Origin of the sequence: Colwellia psychrerythraea, assembly GCF_000764225.1 — a bacterium.
GTDB lineage: Bacteria > Pseudomonadota > Gammaproteobacteria > Enterobacterales > Alteromonadaceae > Colwellia > Colwellia psychrerythraea_D.
In genome coordinates this window covers 327,313-346,601 of record NZ_JQED01000003.1, presented here as the reverse complement: position 1 = coordinate 346,601, position 19,289 = coordinate 327,313, and the positions used below count along the sequence as shown (strand labels likewise).

Genomic DNA, 19,289 nt, shown 5'->3' with positions numbered 1-19,289 from the left:
AAATGAGTATATTTAAGAAAATAATGACCGCAATTCGTGGTGGGGCATCTGAAGCTGGTGAAGCAATCATTGATGCAAATGCAACCCGAATCTTCGAACAAGAAATTCGTGATGCTGAAAATCATCTTACCAAAGCTAAACGCGACTTAACGGGTGTTATGGCTGAACAAATGTCAGCAAAACGTGAAGTTGATCGGTTAACCCGTGAAGTGACAGAACATGAAGGTTATGCAACACAAGCCCTTGAAAAAGGCGATGAAACATTAGCACTTGCAGTAGCAGAGAAGATCTCTACCTTAGAAAGTAGCTTGGCCGATCAGCAACAAGCCCATGATAGTTTTAGTGGCAACGCTGAGCGTTTAAAGGAATTAGTTAAGAAGAGTGAACGTCAAGTAGCCGAACACAAACGTCAACTTTCGATGGTTAAAACAACTGAGAGTGTGCAAAAAGCAACATCAGCTATTACCGATAACTTTTCATCGAGCAACTCTAAGTTATTAAGTGCAAAAGATTCTTTAGAGCGTATTAAAGCTAAGCAGCAGAAGTTCGATGACAAAATGAAAGCTGGAGAATTACTTGAGTCTGAAAACTCTGATTCATCGTTACAAGCGCAGTTAAAAGCCGCAGGTATTGGCGCACAAGATAACAGTGCCAACTCAGTACTTGAGCGTTTAAAAGCTAAACAGAAGTAATCTTATTCAAGCCAGTTAACTACTTTAACTGGCTTTTTTAATAATTGACTATATGGAAATACGATATCAAAGCCTGATTTCATTTGTTCTATAGTATTGTAGTAAATCAGTATTCCCTTACTTCAGGTAGCCTTATGAGTTTTTTTAAAAAGATATTTAATAAATCATCTAACGAATCAAGAAAGTTAACAAAAGTTAATCAATTATTAGTTGGTGATATTATTGTTTTAACCGATAGCTTTGCTTTGCCTGAGTCATTACGAGGGCAAGAGTTTCAAGTTAAAGCCATTAATAGCTATGAATTTGAAGAAAGAGTGCAAACTGAATGGGCCTTAACAGGCAGTAACGCACTAGAAATATTCTTATCATTGGAAGTGGATGATATTACTGAACTTAAATTATCGTTAAAGATTCAACATGACGATGTCGAAACCTTATTTGATTTGGACAGTTTTTCCGAAATTTTTGATGAGCCTGGAAATGCCTTTTTAGAAAAAAAAGCTGACTCCCAAATCACTGGCTTGTGGAGTAGCGAACAATATCAGCAAAGCGTATTTGCAAAGGTTGGCTTTTTTCATCGTAAAGATCATCGTAGTGAGAAGCTGTCTGCCTATGAAGGAAAAGACAGCGGAGAGCAATTTGAATTATATTCATTATATAATGAAGACCAGAGTAAAGGTATTGATATTGAAGTATGGCAAGATGGCGATACTGAAGTGTGCCTAACTTTATTTAGGCCATGTAGTGATATAATTGATATGTATCCAGCAAGTTAACCGGAAACTAATATGGCGAGAAAAATTCCCGATAAATGGCAATCCTCTGTTAAAGCGATAAAGGCGGTGCAAGTCGCTTTTGATATGGATGAAAAAATACAGTTATCTATTCGCAAACAGGCACTTGAAGCAGGCTTAAGCCCTTCGGATCAAATTCGTGATATCTTAGGCTTACCAATAAACAAAAGGCCTAAGCGTCCTCGATTAACGGTGAGTTTAGCGCCTAGTGACTATCAACTTCTTGCTGAAAAATATCAGTTACAAGCTGAAGATCAATTAGAAATCAAAAAGAAACTTATGGATGATTTAATCACTCATATAAATTCAAGCAATAAGGAAGACAAAGAATAGCCTTTCAAAATCGGATATCGGAATATAACAGCTTTGTGAAAGTTTTTTTTTGTGCCATACTGCAATGAGCAGGAATAACTAACAACTTCACAAAGGATATCATTATGTTAAAAAAAATTACCGCAATATCTCTAGCTTTAACTTTAACAGCTTGCGCTAATACTGATGCACTTGATGCAAATATTACTTCTTTAACGAGTAAAGTTGATGCTTTATCAAGCCAAGTTGCTGATTTAGAAGCACAGCACCAGTCGGTATCAGCTGATGTTAAAGCCGCAAAAGCAGCTGCTGAGCAAGCTGCAGCAGATGCTAAAGCAGCAAATGAACGCATTGATAATGTTGTTGCATCGTATAAAAAATAATTACTATAACGAGTGAAATGAGCAAAAGACAATAAAAGCACCTTGAGGTGCTTTTTTATTGTCTTTTGCTAAAATAACTTCTTACTAGCAGGACTAACCTTAGAGATTATTTCGCTAATTCAACGACTAACCCGTGGGGTTTTTCAATGACAGGAAGTAGCTTTTGCCAGCTCTCACGATTTGTACCAACAAACCTTTGCATCGCTTTAGTTAAAATAGCATTGCCTTTAGTTGTCTCAAGGTCAGATAACTGCTGATGTATCTCTATTAGTTGTTTATCCCCGTTTTCAAATGACATTTTTACTGGTTGATTAACCACTCTTACCTTAGTATTCACAGGAACATTTTCATAAAGCCATTTAATATCATCATCATACATTCTAATACAGCCTGAACTAGCGCGCATACCAATGCCAAAACGTTTATTAGAACCATGAATTAGGTATTCACTGGTACCTAACCGAAGTGCATATTTTCCAAAAGGATTATTCGGTCCCGCAGGGACAACATCAGGAAGGTACTTTCCATGCTCAGCAAAATGACGTTCTTGCATTTCTTTGGTTGGACGCCAATCAGGATCTTTTCTCTTTTCTCCGATAACAGTGCTAGTTAGTGGTGTCGATAGCCCCTGCCGGCCTATGCCAACAGGAAAAACATGCACCTTACTTTCTTCCGGTGAAAAATAGTATAATCGCAGTTCCGGCAAGTTAATGACTATTCCCTTCCTCGAAATAAAGGGTAATAACATTTGATTGGGAATGACAACTTCTGAATCTATCTCAAGTAAAAAGGGATCATGTTGTGGGTTAGCGGCCAATAAAGCTAAAAAACCAACGTCATATTTCTCTGCTAACTCTTGAAAGTAATCTCCCTTGACGACCTTATGCACTTTAGGCTCGCCAATAAGACGCTTACTATTACTCTCAATATCGTATACTGTTGCGACCACAGGCTTAACCAGTAGCATTAAGATAACAAGGCTGATCGAAGTTAAAAATAATTTAGTCTTTATCATTTTCTTTATGGCCAGTAAGGTTTCATTGTTAAAGCTTTTGCTGTGGATTGATCTAATGCCGTGATAAGACTTTCACTTTTAGTTGTTAACCATTGAGTCAATTTACTTTCATGTTGTGGTAAGTGCATCAATTGTTGCTGTAATAAATTTAAAGACTGTAACTCACTGATACCCTGTTTAATGTCAAGCCAAGGCATATTGAACCTATTAACAATCTCATTTTCAGCTTCAACAAACAAGCAACTAAACCAACTTGCAGTCAACAGTGCTCTGATCAATAAACTGTGTGCTGTTAAATATAACCCAATAGAGTTAACACTTTGTGTTTTTTTTGCTCTAACTAATTCATCACTTAACTGTTTAGTGCTGCTGGTTAAATGGCTGCGTGCAAATTCTGCTAATGAGCAGTTATTGTTTGCTTTAAGGCTATCAGCAGTACACCTTTTCAGTAACAAAGAGAGTAAATCAATTTGTAAATGATTAAAACGTTCGCTATGTAATAACGCTAAGACTTGTGACTCTTTTGGATATCGACATTGACGTAATTGTAGCTTAGTTATCAGTTCATGTTTAATTTGGTTTTCTTTTTGATATGAACTTTGTTTGTTGATTAGTGAGTGAATATAGCTTGCATTTTCAGCCCAATGAATGGTTCGAATAAAATAACTAAGTTCGTTGCGAATAGCTTTCTCATTTGGAGTTAATAGTTCATCAAACAACCAAAAGCCTTGTCTAAGTAATACGAGCTGTTCACTTATTTTACTGAGCACATTTAGTGAAGGTGTTTCTACATAACGATCAACACAGAGTTGTAGCTCATTTAAGGAAAACTCTATACCGTGAGTGAAAGCACTTTGTAATGTTGCTTTTTTAGGTATTTCAATAATTGGTAATGTTAGTTGTTCAACAACCTCAATGTCATTCGCAGATTGACTTTCAACGTCAACAGTCGATGCAATACTTTCATGATATAAAGCATAGCCACGAGCTGCTTTTGTTAACTGCTCAGGCCTTAAGGCTAACTTACTAAATAGAAGTTTTGTTAACATCAATAATGCGTTAGCATCACCAGTAACCAACTCTAATTCAACTTCATATATGCGTAGTTTATTTGCGTAATCTTGGCAAGCAACCTCCCCACAATCAAAGGCAATTTCAACTTGAGCATCTGCGAAGCTAACAAGCCAAGTATAGCGAGTAAAATGAGTGGAAAATAATTCAACAATCTTTTGTTGTAATAAATTAATATCCATACTTGGTTGAAAAATATTGTCAGGAAATAGTGAAATAATAGGTTTAGCATCAACTATATCAATATTATACTCAGGCCTTTGATGTAAACCGGCAATCACAGTACCTGACGTTTTTATTGTTTGTTCGAATTGTTTAGCTTCATCATCGCATTGAGTGCCACGAGTACGTAAGGCTATTTTATTTTTACGTAATGTGAAATCAGCAGTATCAAAATAATGATTACTCAACTGTTTCTCTTGAAAAACGTAGGTGATCTCGTGTTCTGAGAGAAGTTGGCTGATAATAGTTTTTACCTGCTCTGGTTTTACCTGCTCAACACTTTCTAGTAAAGAATACTTTAATTCTATTTCTGTAACCATTATGTCCTAATTTGAGTGTATATCTATCACCTAACTAGAGTACCGTTAGTGCATGAATATGCCAATAGAGTGTTAACCATTATTTATTGTAAACTTATACCCGTTAGCATTCAAATTGCAGGATTCCAGTGGTGAATTAAATGACTTTAGAAAAGAAAATAATTCAAACATAGTCATTCTATGGTTTGATTATTTAACGCGGTATAAAATCATTTAAAACTCATCGAAGAAGCGCTTAAGCAACAACACTTCATCGTTGCTGGGAGTCTTATAAGGAAATAACCGTTATTTCATCACAACGCCTTGAATTGACATTGCTCAAGCACTATTAAACACGCATCTTGATTGGTAAAGGATATATATAGAGTGCGACCAAGATTAACTCTAGTTTATTAGGAAGTGATGAAACTTATTGATTAACTTAGTTATCACTCATTAAAAGGTATACTTAGTTAATGCGTAAGTAAATTTTTGTAAGTGATGAAGTCATTCTTAGCTTGCCATCAAAGCAGCAAACACATAATATCTTGTCCTCTTTGATTTATTTACTACATTGGTTTTTCTATGAATAACGTAATTAATGTCCTAGCATTTCTTGCTATCACTTTAACCAGCTCGTTTTTTATCTCTGCACAGGCTGCAGATAACAATTACAAGCCAGGGTATATTTCTGATGAATTATTCATATATATCCATACTGGCCCAGGTAAAAAGTATAGGATTTTAGGTACTATCACTGCCGGTTCAAAGGTTCAAATTACCGGTGCGGCAGACGATGGTTATAGTGAGATCATCGATAATAAAGATCGCACCGCTTGGGTTGAAAGTAAATATGTAACCACCCAACCAGGACTGCGCTTTGTTGTTGCAGAACTTAACGGAAAAATAGCCACAAGTAGTGATTATAGTAACCAGCTTGATGGCGAGGTAAATGAGCTAAAGAGCAAGGTTAACTTATTAACTAATGATAAGAAAAAGTTATCTGCAGAGCTTAAAAAATTAACGATAACGTTGGAAAAAACCCAAACTAAAATTAAAGATCAAGATACCAATATTAAGAAACAATGGTTTTTCAATGGCGCACTAGTGTTAGGCGTAGGTTTGATTTTAGGCTTAATTTTACCGCGTTTCTTCACTCGTCGCCGTGGCTCTATGGATAGTTGGTCATAGAGTTGAAGCTATACTAATTTTCTTATAGCACTGCTTTGAGTACTAAAAGCTAAGCTAACCATATTCAACTCTGCTAAATTTCACTCCGATATCAATAATCGTCCTTATTGATATCGGATAGAGAATAGCCCTTCGCTTAAGTTAAAACTATAGCAAAAGGTTATTAAAAACGACTTCAATACCACCTATTAAATTGACGTTTCGACTTTTATCCACTCACTCGGGACTATGCCCATAGAGTCGGTATAATGTATCCATTTATTAGGGCTAATCACTATTTTATTAGGGTTCGCATTTAACCAAGCTCCCCACCAACTAAAACTACTGTTAGCAATAATATTATGGTTACACAAACTCATTAAATGCATGTCTTGGAAAGATTGTTCACCTGAATTCCAATCAACAAACCTTACATTTTCAACATTTATATTTGCTCGACACCAAGTAATATCATCCGAAAAGATAATAAATAATGGCTTATCTACTAAATGCTCTATTTTTTTTATCGCGTTTTGATAATAAGGTAAATCACAGATACCACCTAAAGCTTTATGTTTTAAGTAATCGCCTCTGCGTATGTGTATAGCAACAGTTTCATGCTCTGATATTTCCTGGCACAGCGCTAAACTTTTGGGCTCAGTAAACTTTGGAAAAGTCAGTTTTTCTCTGATCTCGCTGGCAATTGAATTAAAATATTGTGGGTTTTGCCAAGACCCCCGGTAATAAATGGTCGTGTCTTTACTACCTAAATCAACTTCTTGATAGGAAAAGTGTAAATGTTTTTTCTCTTTAATATAGGTGCGAGGAGTGAATGGTGTATATTTTTTTATTTCTTTGCATAACTTAGTAAAAAGATTTTTAGTGCTTTGTACGGTAAGCTTTTCTTCTCTAGAACAATAGTTTTCTTTTAGATTAAAAATTCGCTCTAGTTCATAACCATTATGCAGTTCATAACTCGCCATATCATGTATATCTAGCTTAGTTGTTTCATTAAATTTATGCTTAACTGCTAAATAAAATGCATATTGGAACAATTGGTTACCAAAACCACCACACACTCTTACGACTTTCATAGGATAAATTGCCTAGTTATGATTAAAACATAACACTATATTAACAGCCATTAGTTTCACTACAAAGTGAAGACTTCTTTTATTGACAATTATCATACAATTAAACCAAGATTTACCCTGCAATTATCGTTATAATCAGTAAAATTTACTTGGAATTAACTTCCCTCTTCTAGGAACGTGGACATGACAACAAATAAAGTGGCTCTTATTACCGGTATTACTGGGCAAGATGGTTCATATTTAGCGGAACTTTTATTAGAGAAAGGTTATGAAGTACATGGTATTAAACGTCGAGCGTCTTCATTAAATACCGAACGAATTGATCATATATATCAAGATAATCATGAAAAAAATCAAAAGTTTTTCCTTCATTATGGTGATTTAACCGACTCATCAAACTTAACGCGTATTTTGAAAGACGTTCAACCTGACGAGGTGTACAATTTAGGTGCGCAGTCCCACGTAGCTGTATCATTCGAATGTCCAGAATATACTGCCGACGTTGACGCTATTGGCACTTTACGTCTACTCGAAGCTATTCGGTTTTTAGGTCTGGAAAAGAAAACTAAATTTTATCAAGCCTCTACGTCTGAACTTTATGGCGAAGTTCAAGAAATACCCCAAACAGAAACGACACCTTTTCACCCTCGCTCTCCCTATGCTGTAGCAAAAATGTATGCTTATTGGATAGTAGTCAATTATCGAGAGTCTTATGGCATGTACGCTTGTAACGGAATTTTATTCAACCACGAATCTCCCCGTCGTGGTGAAACATTTGTAACCAGAAAGATCACCCGTGCTATTGCTAATATTGCTCAAGGTATAGAGTCATGTTTATACCTAGGTAATATGGATGCATTGCGTGATTGGGGACATGCTAAAGATTATGTCAGAATGCAGTGGATGATGTTGCAGCAAGAAAAAGCCGATGATTTTGTTATTGCTACAGGTAAACAAATTAGTGTTCGTGAGTTTGTGGTGTTGTCGGCACTTGAAGCAGGGATAGAGCTAACATTCAGTGGTGAAGGCGTAAATGAAGTAGCACGAGTAAGCAGAATTACCGGAGATAACGCCCCAGCATTAAAAGAGGGTGATATTATTATTAAAGTCGATCCGCGATATTTCCGTCCAGCTGAAGTTGAGACCCTGTTAGGTGACCCATCTAAAGCGAAAGCAAAACTAGGCTGGGTACCACAAATTACAGTGGAGGAAATGTGTAGTGAGATGGTCGCTAATGATCTTAGTAAAGCCAAACAACAAGCCATTTTAAAAGCACATGGATACCAAAATTCGACTAGCGTAGAATAATATAAGGATATCAATGAAGATTTTATTAACGGGTGCAAATGGCATGGTCGGCAAGAATATTCTTGAACTAGCTGATCAGCATCAACATGTTTTTCTCTCCCCAAGTAGCAAAGTACTGAATTTACTCGACGCTGTTTCAACACAAGCGTATTTAGATGAACATAAACCAGATATGATTATTCATGCTGCGGGTATCGTTGGTGGAATTCAGGCCAATATGGCTCACCCAGTTAAATTTTTAGTCGATAACATGCAAATGGGGCTAAATATTCTTAACTTAGCTAAGCATTGCGGTATAAAACAATTTTTAAATTTAAGTAGCTCATGTATGTATCCTCGTGATGCTTTAAATCCTTTATCAGAAGAATTAATCCTTAAAGGCGAATTAGAGCCTACCAACGAAGGTTATGCGTTAGCAAAAATTGCCTCGACTCGTTTATGTGAATACATTAGCCAGGAAGAGTCAGAGCTGTCATATAAAACCATTATCCCTTGTAATTTATATGGCCGTCATGACAAGTTTTCTCCTCATAATTCACATATGATCCCTGCTGTTATTCGAAAGATAATTGATGCCAAGCAAGAAGGTTTAACTGAAATAGATATTTGGGGAGATGGTAAAGCAAGGCGTGAATTTATGTATGCCGGAGATTTAGCTGATTTTATTTTTTACGCTATAGAAAATTTTTCCCTTATGCCACAAAACCTTAACGTAGGGTTAGGCGAGGACTTCACCATCAATGAGTATTATCAACGTATTGCAGAGGTTGTCGGCTTTTCAGGTACCTTTAAACATGATTTAACAAAACCTGTAGGTATGAAGCAAAAATTGATTGACGATAACAAACTCAAGGCATTTGGCTGGTCTTACAAAACAGATTTAACTGAAGGCTTGAAAAATACAGTACAGTTTTTTTTAAATGAACAAAATTTAGGTGAGCAAGCTAATGACTAATTATTCTCTGGCAAGTAGTACTTGGGATGAGCGTGAATTTGGCGCAATTCAAAAGGTAATAGATTCAGACATGTTTACTATGGGTAAACATGTTGCACAATATGAAAAAGACTTTGCTGAATTTTTCGGTTCAAAATATTCAGTGATGGTGAGTTCTGGCTCTACCGCTAATTTGTTGATGATAGCTTCACTATTTTTCACCAAGAACCCTGCGCTTAAGTTACAGCGTGGTGACGAGATTATTGTACCCGTGGTTTCATGGTCAACTACCTATTTTCCACTACAACAATATGGCTTAAAAGTTAAGTTTGTCGATATTGACCGTAAAACACTCAACATCGACTTAGAGAAGCTAGCCGCGGCAATTACTGACAAAACTAAAGCGATATTGTCGGTAAACTTACTCGGCAACCCAAATGACTACGCCAAGATGAATGAAATTATTGGCGACCGTGATATCTTTATTCTCGAAGATAACTGTGAGTCTATGGGCGCCACAATTGAGGAAAAACAGGCAGGAACTTTTGGTGTTATGGGCACATTTAGTTCATTTTTCTCACACCATATCGCCACTATGGAAGGTGGTTGCATTGTTACCGATGACGAAGAACTTTATCATATTTTACTCTGTATTCGCGCCCATGGCTGGACTAGAAACTTACCTAAATTTAATCAAGTGAGTGGTGAAAAGAGCGATGATCCATTTGAAGAGTCGTTTAAATTTATGCTACCCGGTTACAATGCAAGACCACTAGAAATGAGTGGAGCATTAGGTATTGAACAACTAAAGAAACTACCCGAATTTATCGAAACTAGGCAAAAAAACGCACGTTTATTCCAAGACTTGTTTGCCAATCATGCCTATATAGAGATTCAACAAGAGACTGGCAAAAGTAGTTGGTTTGGATTTTCATTAGTTTTAAAAGAAAATGCCCCGTACAGCCGAGCAGAATTAGTCATATTATTAACAGAAAATGGTATTGAATGTCGCCCTATTGTTACGGGGAATTTTCTCAAAAACACTCAGGTTTTAGAGTATTTTGACTATGAAGTATCAGGCACAGTAGAAGTTGCAGAATATATCGACCAACACGGTTTATTTGTTGGTAATCATCAAAATGATATTGAGAAAGAAATTAAGCTGCTCGCTAAAGTATTGTTATAACCTTATTAATAACTTTAAACAGATAACCAGACAAGAAGATCACTTTGCAATACGCTTCAATCACCACTAGAAGGATGAGTGTTTATTGACAGGAGCCTTTTTCTGCGTACGTTTGTAGTTATCAGGAACAAAAATGAAAATATTAATCATCCCAAACCGTGGGCGCTCTTATAATGCGGTACGTCCAGAAGCTGAGTGCTATATAGCTTTAGCTGAAGCTGGGCATGACGTTACCATTATGTCTAGTGGTACTAATGCCTACATTGAAAGATACAAAAACTCCAAAGTAACGTTTATTGAGTTGAAAACACTTAAAAAACATAGCTGGGCTGTAATCAAACAAATTCGTCAATATATCAAAGCCAATAATATTGATATTGTTTATGCAACGGAATCAAAGGGCATTCCCAATGCCGCTTTTGCTTGTATAGGAACCAAGGCTAAATTAATAGTTTACCGTGGCACCTCTGGCGGCATGTATAAAACAGATCCGAGCAATTACCTATGTATGTTACATCCACGTATTAACGGTGTTATCGGTGTTTCAAGCGCGGTATCAGCGAATGTAAAAGAAAAAGTAAGAAGTGCTATCAAAGCTAACGTTGAAACTATATATAAAGGCCACGATTTAAATTGGTACAAAGAAGAAGCAGTTGATTTAGAGAGCTTAGGCAGTAACAAAAAGTACTTCAATATATTGTGTGTTGGTAGTCCAAGACATCATAAAGGCACTCACATATTGCTTGATGCCGCAAAAAACCTTAATGACATTGAGGACTTACGTATTATTTTAGTGGGTGATAACTTAAAAAAACAACCCTTTATCGACCAAATTAATAACTCAGGTATGAGTGAGCGTATTTTACAGCCTGGTTTTAGAAATGATGTTCCCGCAATTGCTAAAGCATGTGACCTGTTGATACTGCCTTCACTGAGCAAAGAAGGTTTAACGCGTACGGTATTAGAATCTCTATCAAATGGTACTCCTGTGGTGTCCTCTGCTAATGACGGTGTTGTAGAAACAATAGAAAATGGCTTTAATGGTTACCTAGTGCCTATTGGTGATGTACAGGCTATCGCAGATAAAGTAAGAATGCTTTATAACGATAGAGTATTGCTAGAAAAGCTGTCTCATCATGCGCAAGACATTATTAAAGATAAAATGTCACACCGAAAAACAGTGAAAAACATGAAAGCTTATTTTGAGAAAATTTTAGCACAAACTTAGCTATACACTCAGTAAAAGTTAAAGCAGTCATTAAACAGAAGGGGATGCTAAACATCCCCTTCTTATTTGATAACTAAGTAAAAATAAAGCAAACATTAGACCTGATAAAAGTCGCGATACCAATTGACAAAATTATCAACACCTCGGCTAACAGTCATCGCTGGTTTATAGCCCGTTGCATTAAAAAGATCATCCACATCAGCATACGTTTGATAGACGTCACCCGGTTGCATTGGCATTAAATTTTGCTTCGCTTTGATACCAATTGAGTTTTCCAGTGATCCAATAAATTCAGTTAATTTTATTGGGTTACCGTTACCAATATTATAAAGTTGGTAAGGTGCTGTACTTTGCGCGGCGCTGCCTGTTTCTACCTGCCAGTTTTTATTTCCCTGTGGAATAATATTTTGAACGCGTAAAATTCCCTCAACAATATCATCAATGTAAGTAAAATCTCGACGCATATCTCCATTATTATAAACGTCAATGCTATCACCATTTATAATGGCTTTAGTAAACTTGAATAAAGCCATATCCGGACGTCCCCAAGGGCCATAAACAGTAAAGAACCGTAATCCCGTTGTCGGTACACCATATAAATGAGAGTATGTATGCGACATTAGCTCATTCGATTTTTTAGTCGCTGCATACAAAGAGATAGGGTGTTCAACGCTATCAGAGGTAGCAAATGGTACCTTGTTATTTAAACCGTATACAGAGCTCGAAGATGCATAAACAAGATGTTCTACATCGTTATTTCTACACCCCTCTAAAATAGTGAGATGACCAACTAGATTGCTGTCTGCATAGGCCATAGGGTTGTCAATTGAATAGCGAACACCAGCTTGTGCGGCCAAATGGATAACTCTATGGAATTTTTGCATAGAAAAAAGCTGAGAAACACCTTCTCTGTCGGCAAGATTTAACTTTACAAAACTAAATAAACCTTCATTTTCTAATACTTTTAAGCGTGCAAGTTTTAGATTCACATCGTAATAATCATTTAAGTTATCTACACCAATAACTTGATGGCCTGCTTCACATAAACGTTGAACAACATGAAAACCTATAAAACCAGCTGCGCCTGTTACTAAATATTTCAAAACAATATCCTTTTCAATAATATTTCACACTAATCAGAACCAAACAAATCACGCGTATAAACTTTACTTGCTACATCCGTTAATTCATCAGCCATACGGTTTGAAACGATCACATCCGATTTATCTTTAAATTTAGATAAACTGCTAAAGACTGATGAATGAAAGAATTCTTCTTCATCTAGTTCAGGCTCATAAATAATAACCTCAATTCCTTTAGCTTTAATACGCTTTAAAATTCCTTGAATTGATGAAGCTCGGAAGTTATCTGATCCTGTTTTCATAATGAGCCGATAAACACCTACCACTTTAGGATCGCGTTTAATAATACTGTCAGCAATGAAGTCTTTGCGAGTAGTATTCGCATCAACAATAGCTCTAATCAAGTTATTTGGTACATCACGATAGTTTGCTAACAACTGCTTCGTATCTTTTGGTAAGCAATAACCGCCATAGCCAAATGATGGGTTATTATAATGAGAGCCAATACGCGGGTCTAAACTAACTCCTTCAATTATCTGTTTCGAATTAAGCTTATGTGCTTCTGCATAACTATCGAGTTCATTGAAAAACGAAACGCGCATCGCTAAATAAGTATTAGAAAATAACTTAATCGCTTCAGCCTCTGTTGAATCCGTAAATAAAACGTCAACGTCCTTTTTTATTGCTCCTTGCTTTAAAAGATTAGCCAAGGTTTGTGCTCGTACAGATTTTTCACCGATAATAATACGCGATGGATGTAAGTTATCATACAACGCTTTACCTTCACGTAAGAACTCAGGTGAAAATAGGATGTTTTCACATGAGAATTCTCTTCTAATTCGCTGAGTAAATCCAACAGGGACAGTTGATTTAATCACAATAATTGCATCTGGATTAATAGCAATAACATCTTTAATTACAGCTTCAACAGAAGAAGTGTCGAAGTAATTGTTTTCAACATCGTAATCTGTTGGTGTCGCGACAATTACAAAATCTACTTCTTGGAAAGCTAGACGAGAATCTAATGTCGCACAAAAATTTAATGACTCTTGAGTTAAAAAAGACTCAATTTCTTTATCAGCTATTGGCGATATTTTTTTATTCAATAAGGCAATTTTATCTTCATTTATATCAAGCGCAACCACTTCATTATGTTGAGCTAGCAACATTGCATTAGATAAACCAACGTAGCCCGTTCCTACAATCGCTATTTTCAATTTTTTCTCCAACAAGCCATTTCTTTTAACATTCAGTAGGCTACTAAAACTAATATTTTTTAATTATCTTATTATACCACTGCTTTTTTTTACAAAGGAAAAATTTTTATGACAGAGACTAAAAACTAGAGCTTATAAGACTGTTCTTAGTAAAAATGGAGCACAAAAGTAATAAGAATTGAACTCTGAAAAATCTAATAACAGTTCACACTTGTTATTAATTGGTAAAATGCTCTTTTAATTGGATAACTCAACCTAGCAATTACACTTTTTGCTAGGTAAAATGTTTCCTTTCGCCTTTAGTCAACCAGTGAATCTCAACTTGTTAAATTTATTTAAAATTTTATATTGGGTTATCATAACCTCCACATTCATGATACTAGGTAGTATTAACACTTTTGCCAAAGGGCCATCACCCTACTTGCCATTGCAAATGGAGCCGCTAATCGAGCTTGAGTTACAACGTTTAGCTACGGTAGCAAAGTTACCACTTTTAACAAAACCTTATCATGCCGCAACTATAAATCGTTATTTAAAAACTATTGTAGACACTCACCCAAGTTTGTATCGCCGTATAAACACCTATTTAAAACGATATAAACAAACAGCGGCATTGACCCATGCGACAGTTCAATTAAATTATGCCAATAAAGAGAACATCCTTTTACCCAATCAACGAGGGCAAATGGCTGACGCTAGTTATCAAGCTAGTTTTGCAAGTTTTTGGCAAGCGAACCAATATGTAATCATCAATGCTGGTGGTGTGTATTATGAGAACGGTGATTACCTTAGAAACAATAGTTTTGTCTCTATTGGTGCAGATATTTTTCAAGTAGATATAGGCTACCGTGAGCATTGGCTTTCACCATTTCAAGAGAGTTCAGTGCTGTTATCGACGCAAGCAAAGCCACCACTAAGCGTAACTATTAGCAACCCTAAACTAATAACAGATTTTAAAATAAAGTATGAAATGTCTATCGGCTTATTAGATGAGCAAGAGGGCATCCGGTTCGATATTGACAAGCCCGCGGTTTCAGGTGAGCCAGCTTTGCTTACCATGCATTTCAGCGCACAACCCTTTGATTGGTGGACAATTGGTTTTAATCGTACTTTTATATTTGCTGGTGGCGAAGAGAGTATTTCTTTAGGCGATATTTGGAATGCTATCATAGACCCAGTTAATAGTGATAACTGTGTTAGAGATGGTAGTGGTGACACAGATTTACAAGATTGCAGCGAAGAGTTTGGTAACCAACAAGCTTCTATTAGCAATAAATTTGATCTTAATTGGTTTGATGTGCCTTTTAGCTTATATTACGAATACGCGGGCGAAGACACTAACAATTTTAGTAATTATAAACTAGCTAACTTAGCCAACAGTTTTGGTTTATTTCTACCTTATATAGGTGACTCGCTATCGTTAAATATGGAGTTTACTACTTTTCAAAGCGCATGGTACACCCATCACATTTATGGTGAAGGTTATTCAAATGACGAAGTAAAAATGGGCCACTGGTGGGGTAGCATGAAAGATGCTAATGATTTTGTAGGTGGTGAAGCCGGCAGTGTTCGACTTGATTGGCAAAATACTGGTGACTCTCAAATATCCTTTTTATATCGCACAGCAAACTTTAACCAATCCAGTTATGCTGATTATCAACAAGCACATGAGCTAGAAATGAAGTATCACCAAGTAATTAACTCAAACTTCTTAACTTTGAAGTTATATTTAGGTAGAAACAATTATGGTGAGAATTTTGTGCAAACTGGCATATCATATACTTGGTAGACTTAAACTTACACGTTAGGAGCAAGCAACGATGAGGGTTATCACTTTTGGTACTTACGATATTTTTCATGTTGGCCATGTAAATATTATTGAACGCGCAAAACTGCACGGTGAACATCTAATCGTTGGTGTGTCTTCTGATAAATTAAATATAGCCAAAAAAGGTCGACCACCTATTTATTGTGAGGACGATCGTCAACACATTATTCGCTCGATGCGCTGTGTTGATGAAGTTTTTTTAGAAGAGTCATTAGAGCTCAAAGCTGATTACATAAAGTATTATAATGCCGATATATTAGTTATGGGTGATGATTGGCAAGGTAAATTTGACCATTTAAAAGATATCTGCCAAGTGATTTATTTACCTCGCACCCCTTCAGTTTCAACTACAGAAATTATCGAAGTAGTTAAAACCAAGCGACTATAATTTATTCCGAGCCCACTTATGACAGTTAAACGTTACTTATTTTATATCGCCCATAACTATTCTTTTGAAATACTTAGACCATTGCAGCGTGCGATACTCGCACAAGGTGATGAAGTTAAGTGGTTAGCGATTGGCCGAGAAGTTAACCTAAGTTACTTTCAAAGTAATGAATCTGTATTAAACTCTATTGATGACGCAAGAGCATACAACCCTGATGCTAGCTTCGCACCCGGGAATGAAATCCCCAATTTCATTCCCGGTTTAAAAGTACAAGTGTTTCATGGGCTTGAATGGAAAAAAAAAGGTCACTTTGTTATTCGTGATTTTTTTGACCTTTACTGTACTCATGGTCCAGCAACTACAAGCCGTTTTAATGTCTTAGCAAAAAAACATGGTTTCTTCGATGTCGTTGAAACAGCTTGGCCTAAACTTGACTATTTATTCACATCCCCTTCAATGCCAATTAAAGAGGATTTGCACGCTCTAGATAAAAAAATCATTCTTTATGCGCCAACATTTTCTCCTACCCTAACTTCTGCTCCTGCATTATTCGATGAAATAAAACGTCTAAGTGAGCAGAAAAATTATCACTGGTTAATCAAGTTTCACCCTAAAATGGCGACACAATGGCTAGAGCAATATAAAACGTTAGTGAAAGATAACCTTCAGATAATCGAATCATCAAGCATAAATGAGTTACTACAAACCGCTGACATAATGGTGTCCGACACCTCATCAGTTATCGGTGAATTCTCGTTGCTCAATAAAGTCACGGTAAGTTTAAATAATAAAGAGCCCGGTGATTACCTAGTCAATATCGACAGTGCAGGTCAACTTGAGTCAGCGATTAAGCAAGCACTTAATCCAAGCAAAAAATTAAAGGCAGAAATTAAAGCATATGCTGACGATCTTCATCCTTATCACGATGGTCAGGCGGCTCAACGCATATTATCAGCAACTGAAAACATTTTGACCAATGGTAAACAGGCTACAAAACGAAAACCATTGAATCTTTTTAGAAACTTAAAGCAAAGAAAAAAACTAAAATACTGGACTATTTGAATGAGAATTAACAGTGCATATAACTAAACCGTCTAGCGATAAATTATTTTTCATTTGACATAGTTAGAGTAACTGCGCTATTAATAGTGTACTGAATAGTTTTCTCTTAAAAAAGAATATTTATTAGCTTTCCCCGCATTTTTAAGCAAAGCTAAAAATGAAATTAAATGACTCATATGATTAAATTAATTAAGCGCATTGAAAATAACCTCCTCCTCGCACTCATCATGCGCGTCTAGGTTTTGTTGCTTCTTCAAAAGTTTAATTATTGAGAACTAAGTAGAAATAAAATAAAACCCGCGCTAACAATCGCGGGTTTTTTTATGTCCGCAGTTAGGTTAGTCGTGAATAACTAATAATGCAGACATTAGCAAAAGTTTAAAGGATAAAAAATGAGCAACCCAGCAATTAACAACGATCAAGTTATAATTTTTGACACCACTTTACGTGATGGCGAGCAAGCATTGAATGCTAGCTTGTCTGTTCATGAAAAACTTCAAATTGCCTTAGCGATTGAACGCTTAGGGGTAGATGTTATGGAAGTTGGCTTTCCAGTGTCTTCACCTGGTGATTTTGAATCGGTACAACAAATTGCACGGACCGTTAAAAATGCCCGAGTTTGTGGTTTAGCACGTGCAGTAGAAGCTGATATAGATGCCTGTGGTCAAGCGCTAAAAGTTGCTGATCAATTTCGTATCCATACCTTTATTTCAACCTCTGATGTTCATGTACAACAAAAACTAAAAAAAGAATTTTCTGACGTTGAGGCGATGGCTGTTCACGCCGTTAAGCATGCACGAAAGTACACCGATGATGTTGAATTCTCTTGTGAAGATGCGGGCCGCACTCCTATAGATAATTTATGTCGTATGGTAGAAAGTGCGATTAAAGCTGGTGCCACTACAGTCAACATTCCAGATACGGTTGGTTATACTCTACCTTTTGAATTTCAAGGCATCATAACTAACTTATTTAATCGTGTGCCTAATATCGATCAAGCAATCATTTCTGTTCATTGTCACAACGACTTAGGTTTAGCCGTTGCAAACTCTATGGCAGCAGTGCAAGCTGGAGCTCGTCAAATTGAATGTACCATCAACGGTATAGGTGAACGCGCGGGTAACTGTTCATTAGAAGAAGTTGCCATGATCATGCAAACCCGCCAGGCATTGTTAGGTGTTAATACTAATATAAATCATCAAGAAATTGCTCGTACCTCAAAACTAGTTAGCACTGTGTGTAATATGCCAGTGCAGTTAAACAAAGCCATTGTTGGCGGTAATGCTTTTAGCCATTCATCAGGTATTCATCAAGATGGCATGTTAAAAGCAAGTAATACTTATGAGATAATGACGCCTGAAAGTGTCGGTATCGCAAAAACCAAATTAAATTTAACGTCGCGTAGTGGTCGTCATGTCATTAAACATCGCATGGAAAGTTTAGGCTATAAAGAAAGTGATTATGAGATTGAAGAGTTATATGCTGATTTTTTAGCTTTGGCAGATAAAAAAGGTCAAGTTTTTGATGATGACTTAGAAGCATTAGTATTTAAATTACAGCAAAAAGATTTACAAGATTTTTTCCAGTTAGACACTATTAATGTGCAATGTGGCGATGGAGAGTTTTCTACTGCGAGCATAAAACTGATTTCAGGAGATAAAGAAAACTGCAAGATTCACGCAGCAACGGGTAACGGTCCTGTTGATGCGCTTTATCAAGCAATCAAGCAAAGTGTGGATATTGAATTTGAAGTAAAAGATTATAAAATATCAAACAAAGGCTCAGGTGAAGATGGCTTAGGACAAGCCGATTTAGTTATCATTTGGCAAGGTAGAAATTTCCACGGATATGGTTTAGAAACTGATGTGATTGAAGCGTCAGGCCAAGCATTAATTAATGCACTAAACAGCATACATAGAGCGATGACTATTGCCGATTTGAAATCCGCAAAACAAGCCTAATCGCCTAAAACAAATAAAATTAGCAGTAGCGAATCAATCGCTA

18 protein-coding genes are annotated in these 19,289 nt (G+C 36.4%); 13 read left to right on the top strand and 5 right to left on the bottom strand.

Annotation, left to right across the window (positions count from 1 at the left end):
- The first annotated feature begins 2 nt into the window (after positions 1 to 2).
- The 4 genes from ND2E_RS19665 to ND2E_RS19680 all read left to right on the top strand — a co-directional run bounded on the left by ND2E_RS19665 (position 3) and on the right by ND2E_RS19680 (position 2,181).
- Entirely contained in the window at positions 3 to 692 is a 690-nt protein-coding gene (locus ND2E_RS19665) for a PspA/IM30 family protein (protein ID WP_033092074.1), read from the top strand.
- Between the two features lie 134 nt (positions 693 to 826).
- A complete protein-coding gene (locus ND2E_RS19670) occupies positions 827 to 1,468 on the top strand; it encodes a hypothetical protein (RefSeq protein ID WP_033092073.1) in 642 nt (213 codons plus the stop codon).
- A gap of 12 nt (positions 1,469 to 1,480) precedes the next feature.
- Positions 1,481 to 1,819 carry a hypothetical protein gene (locus ND2E_RS19675; protein ID WP_033092072.1) on the top strand — a complete coding sequence of 113 codons (339 nt, stop codon included), beginning with the start codon at positions 1,481 to 1,483 and terminating at the stop codon, positions 1,817 to 1,819.
- Between the two features lie 104 nt (positions 1,820 to 1,923).
- Positions 1,924 to 2,181: an Lpp/OprI family alanine-zipper lipoprotein gene (locus ND2E_RS19680; RefSeq protein WP_033092071.1), complete on the top strand. Its 258-nt coding sequence runs from the start codon at positions 1,924 to 1,926 to the stop codon at positions 2,179 to 2,181.
- Positions 2,182 to 2,287: 106 nt separating this feature from the next.
- Here the strand turns inward: ND2E_RS19680 and ND2E_RS19685 are convergent, their stop codons facing one another.
- Complete coding sequence (locus tag ND2E_RS19685) at positions 2,288 to 3,196, bottom strand: L,D-transpeptidase family protein (RefSeq protein WP_033092070.1); 909 nt, start codon at positions 3,194 to 3,196, stop codon at positions 2,288 to 2,290.
- 5 nt (positions 3,197 to 3,201) lie between these two features.
- Entirely contained in the window at positions 3,202 to 4,809 is a 1,608-nt protein-coding gene (locus ND2E_RS19690; RefSeq protein ID WP_033092069.1) for a CYTH domain-containing protein, read from the bottom strand.
- Positions 4,810 to 5,373: 564 nt separating this feature from the next.
- On the opposite strand from ND2E_RS19690, the gene ND2E_RS19695 reads away from it, so the two are divergent.
- A complete protein-coding gene (locus tag ND2E_RS19695; RefSeq protein ID WP_033092068.1) occupies positions 5,374 to 5,979 on the top strand; it encodes a TIGR04211 family SH3 domain-containing protein in 606 nt (201 codons plus the stop codon).
- Positions 5,980 to 6,167: 188 nt separating this feature from the next.
- On the opposite strand, the gene ND2E_RS19700 is transcribed toward ND2E_RS19695, so the two are convergent.
- Positions 6,168 to 7,052 carry an alpha-1,2-fucosyltransferase gene (locus tag ND2E_RS19700; protein ID WP_033092067.1) on the bottom strand — a complete coding sequence of 295 codons (885 nt, stop codon included), beginning with the start codon at positions 7,050 to 7,052 and terminating at the stop codon, positions 6,168 to 6,170.
- A gap of 183 nt (positions 7,053 to 7,235) precedes the next feature.
- Here ND2E_RS19700 and gmd point away from each other — a divergent pair, with 183 nt between their 5' ends.
- The 4 genes from gmd to ND2E_RS19720 all read left to right on the top strand — a co-directional run bounded on the left by gmd (position 7,236) and on the right by ND2E_RS19720 (position 11,708).
- Positions 7,236 to 8,360 carry a GDP-mannose 4,6-dehydratase gene (gene gmd, locus ND2E_RS19705; protein WP_033092066.1) on the top strand — a complete coding sequence of 375 codons (1,125 nt, stop codon included), beginning with the start codon at positions 7,236 to 7,238 and terminating at the stop codon, positions 8,358 to 8,360.
- A gap of 13 nt (positions 8,361 to 8,373) precedes the next feature.
- Complete coding sequence (locus ND2E_RS19710; protein WP_033092065.1) at positions 8,374 to 9,315, top strand: GDP-L-fucose synthase family protein; 942 nt, start codon at positions 8,374 to 8,376, stop codon at positions 9,313 to 9,315.
- Entirely contained in the window at positions 9,308 to 10,480 is a 1,173-nt protein-coding gene (locus ND2E_RS19715) for a DegT/DnrJ/EryC1/StrS family aminotransferase (RefSeq protein ID WP_033092064.1), read from the top strand. The genes ND2E_RS19710 and ND2E_RS19715 overlap by 8 nt, the downstream gene beginning before the upstream one ends.
- A 133-nt stretch (positions 10,481 to 10,613) precedes the next feature.
- Positions 10,614 to 11,708 carry a glycosyltransferase family 4 protein gene (locus tag ND2E_RS19720; RefSeq protein ID WP_033092063.1) on the top strand — a complete coding sequence of 365 codons (1,095 nt, stop codon included), beginning with the start codon at positions 10,614 to 10,616 and terminating at the stop codon, positions 11,706 to 11,708.
- A gap of 95 nt (positions 11,709 to 11,803) precedes the next feature.
- Here the strand turns inward: ND2E_RS19720 and ND2E_RS19725 are convergent, their stop codons facing one another.
- Both ND2E_RS19725 and ND2E_RS19730 read right to left on the bottom strand, forming a co-directional pair.
- Positions 11,804 to 12,811, bottom strand: coding sequence for an NAD-dependent epimerase (locus ND2E_RS19725; RefSeq protein WP_033092062.1), 1,008 nt, complete (start codon positions 12,809 to 12,811; stop codon positions 11,804 to 11,806).
- Positions 12,812 to 12,840: 29 nt separating this feature from the next.
- Complete coding sequence (locus tag ND2E_RS19730) at positions 12,841 to 14,007, bottom strand: nucleotide sugar dehydrogenase (RefSeq protein ID WP_033092061.1); 1,167 nt, start codon at positions 14,005 to 14,007, stop codon at positions 12,841 to 12,843.
- 433 nt (positions 14,008 to 14,440) lie between these two features.
- On the opposite strand from ND2E_RS19730, the gene ND2E_RS19735 reads away from it, so the two are divergent.
- From ND2E_RS19735 to leuA, 4 genes are all read left to right on the top strand, one after another.
- Positions 14,441 to 15,796, top strand: coding sequence for a capsule assembly Wzi family protein (locus tag ND2E_RS19735; RefSeq protein WP_190277791.1), 1,356 nt, complete (start codon positions 14,441 to 14,443; stop codon positions 15,794 to 15,796).
- A gap of 31 nt (positions 15,797 to 15,827) precedes the next feature.
- Positions 15,828 to 16,223 (top strand): adenylyltransferase/cytidyltransferase family protein, encoded by a 396-nt coding sequence (locus ND2E_RS19740; RefSeq protein ID WP_033092059.1) that lies wholly within the window; start codon positions 15,828 to 15,830, stop codon positions 16,221 to 16,223.
- 18 nt (positions 16,224 to 16,241) lie between these two features.
- Positions 16,242 to 17,285 (top strand): CDP-glycerol--glycerophosphate glycerophosphotransferase, encoded by a 1,044-nt coding sequence (locus ND2E_RS19745; protein WP_033092058.1) that lies wholly within the window; start codon positions 16,242 to 16,244, stop codon positions 17,283 to 17,285.
- A gap of 392 nt (positions 17,286 to 17,677) precedes the next feature.
- Positions 17,678 to 19,246, top strand: coding sequence for a 2-isopropylmalate synthase (gene leuA / locus ND2E_RS19750; RefSeq protein WP_033092057.1), 1,569 nt, complete (start codon positions 17,678 to 17,680; stop codon positions 19,244 to 19,246).
- Positions 19,247 to 19,289: the final 43 nt, after the last annotated feature.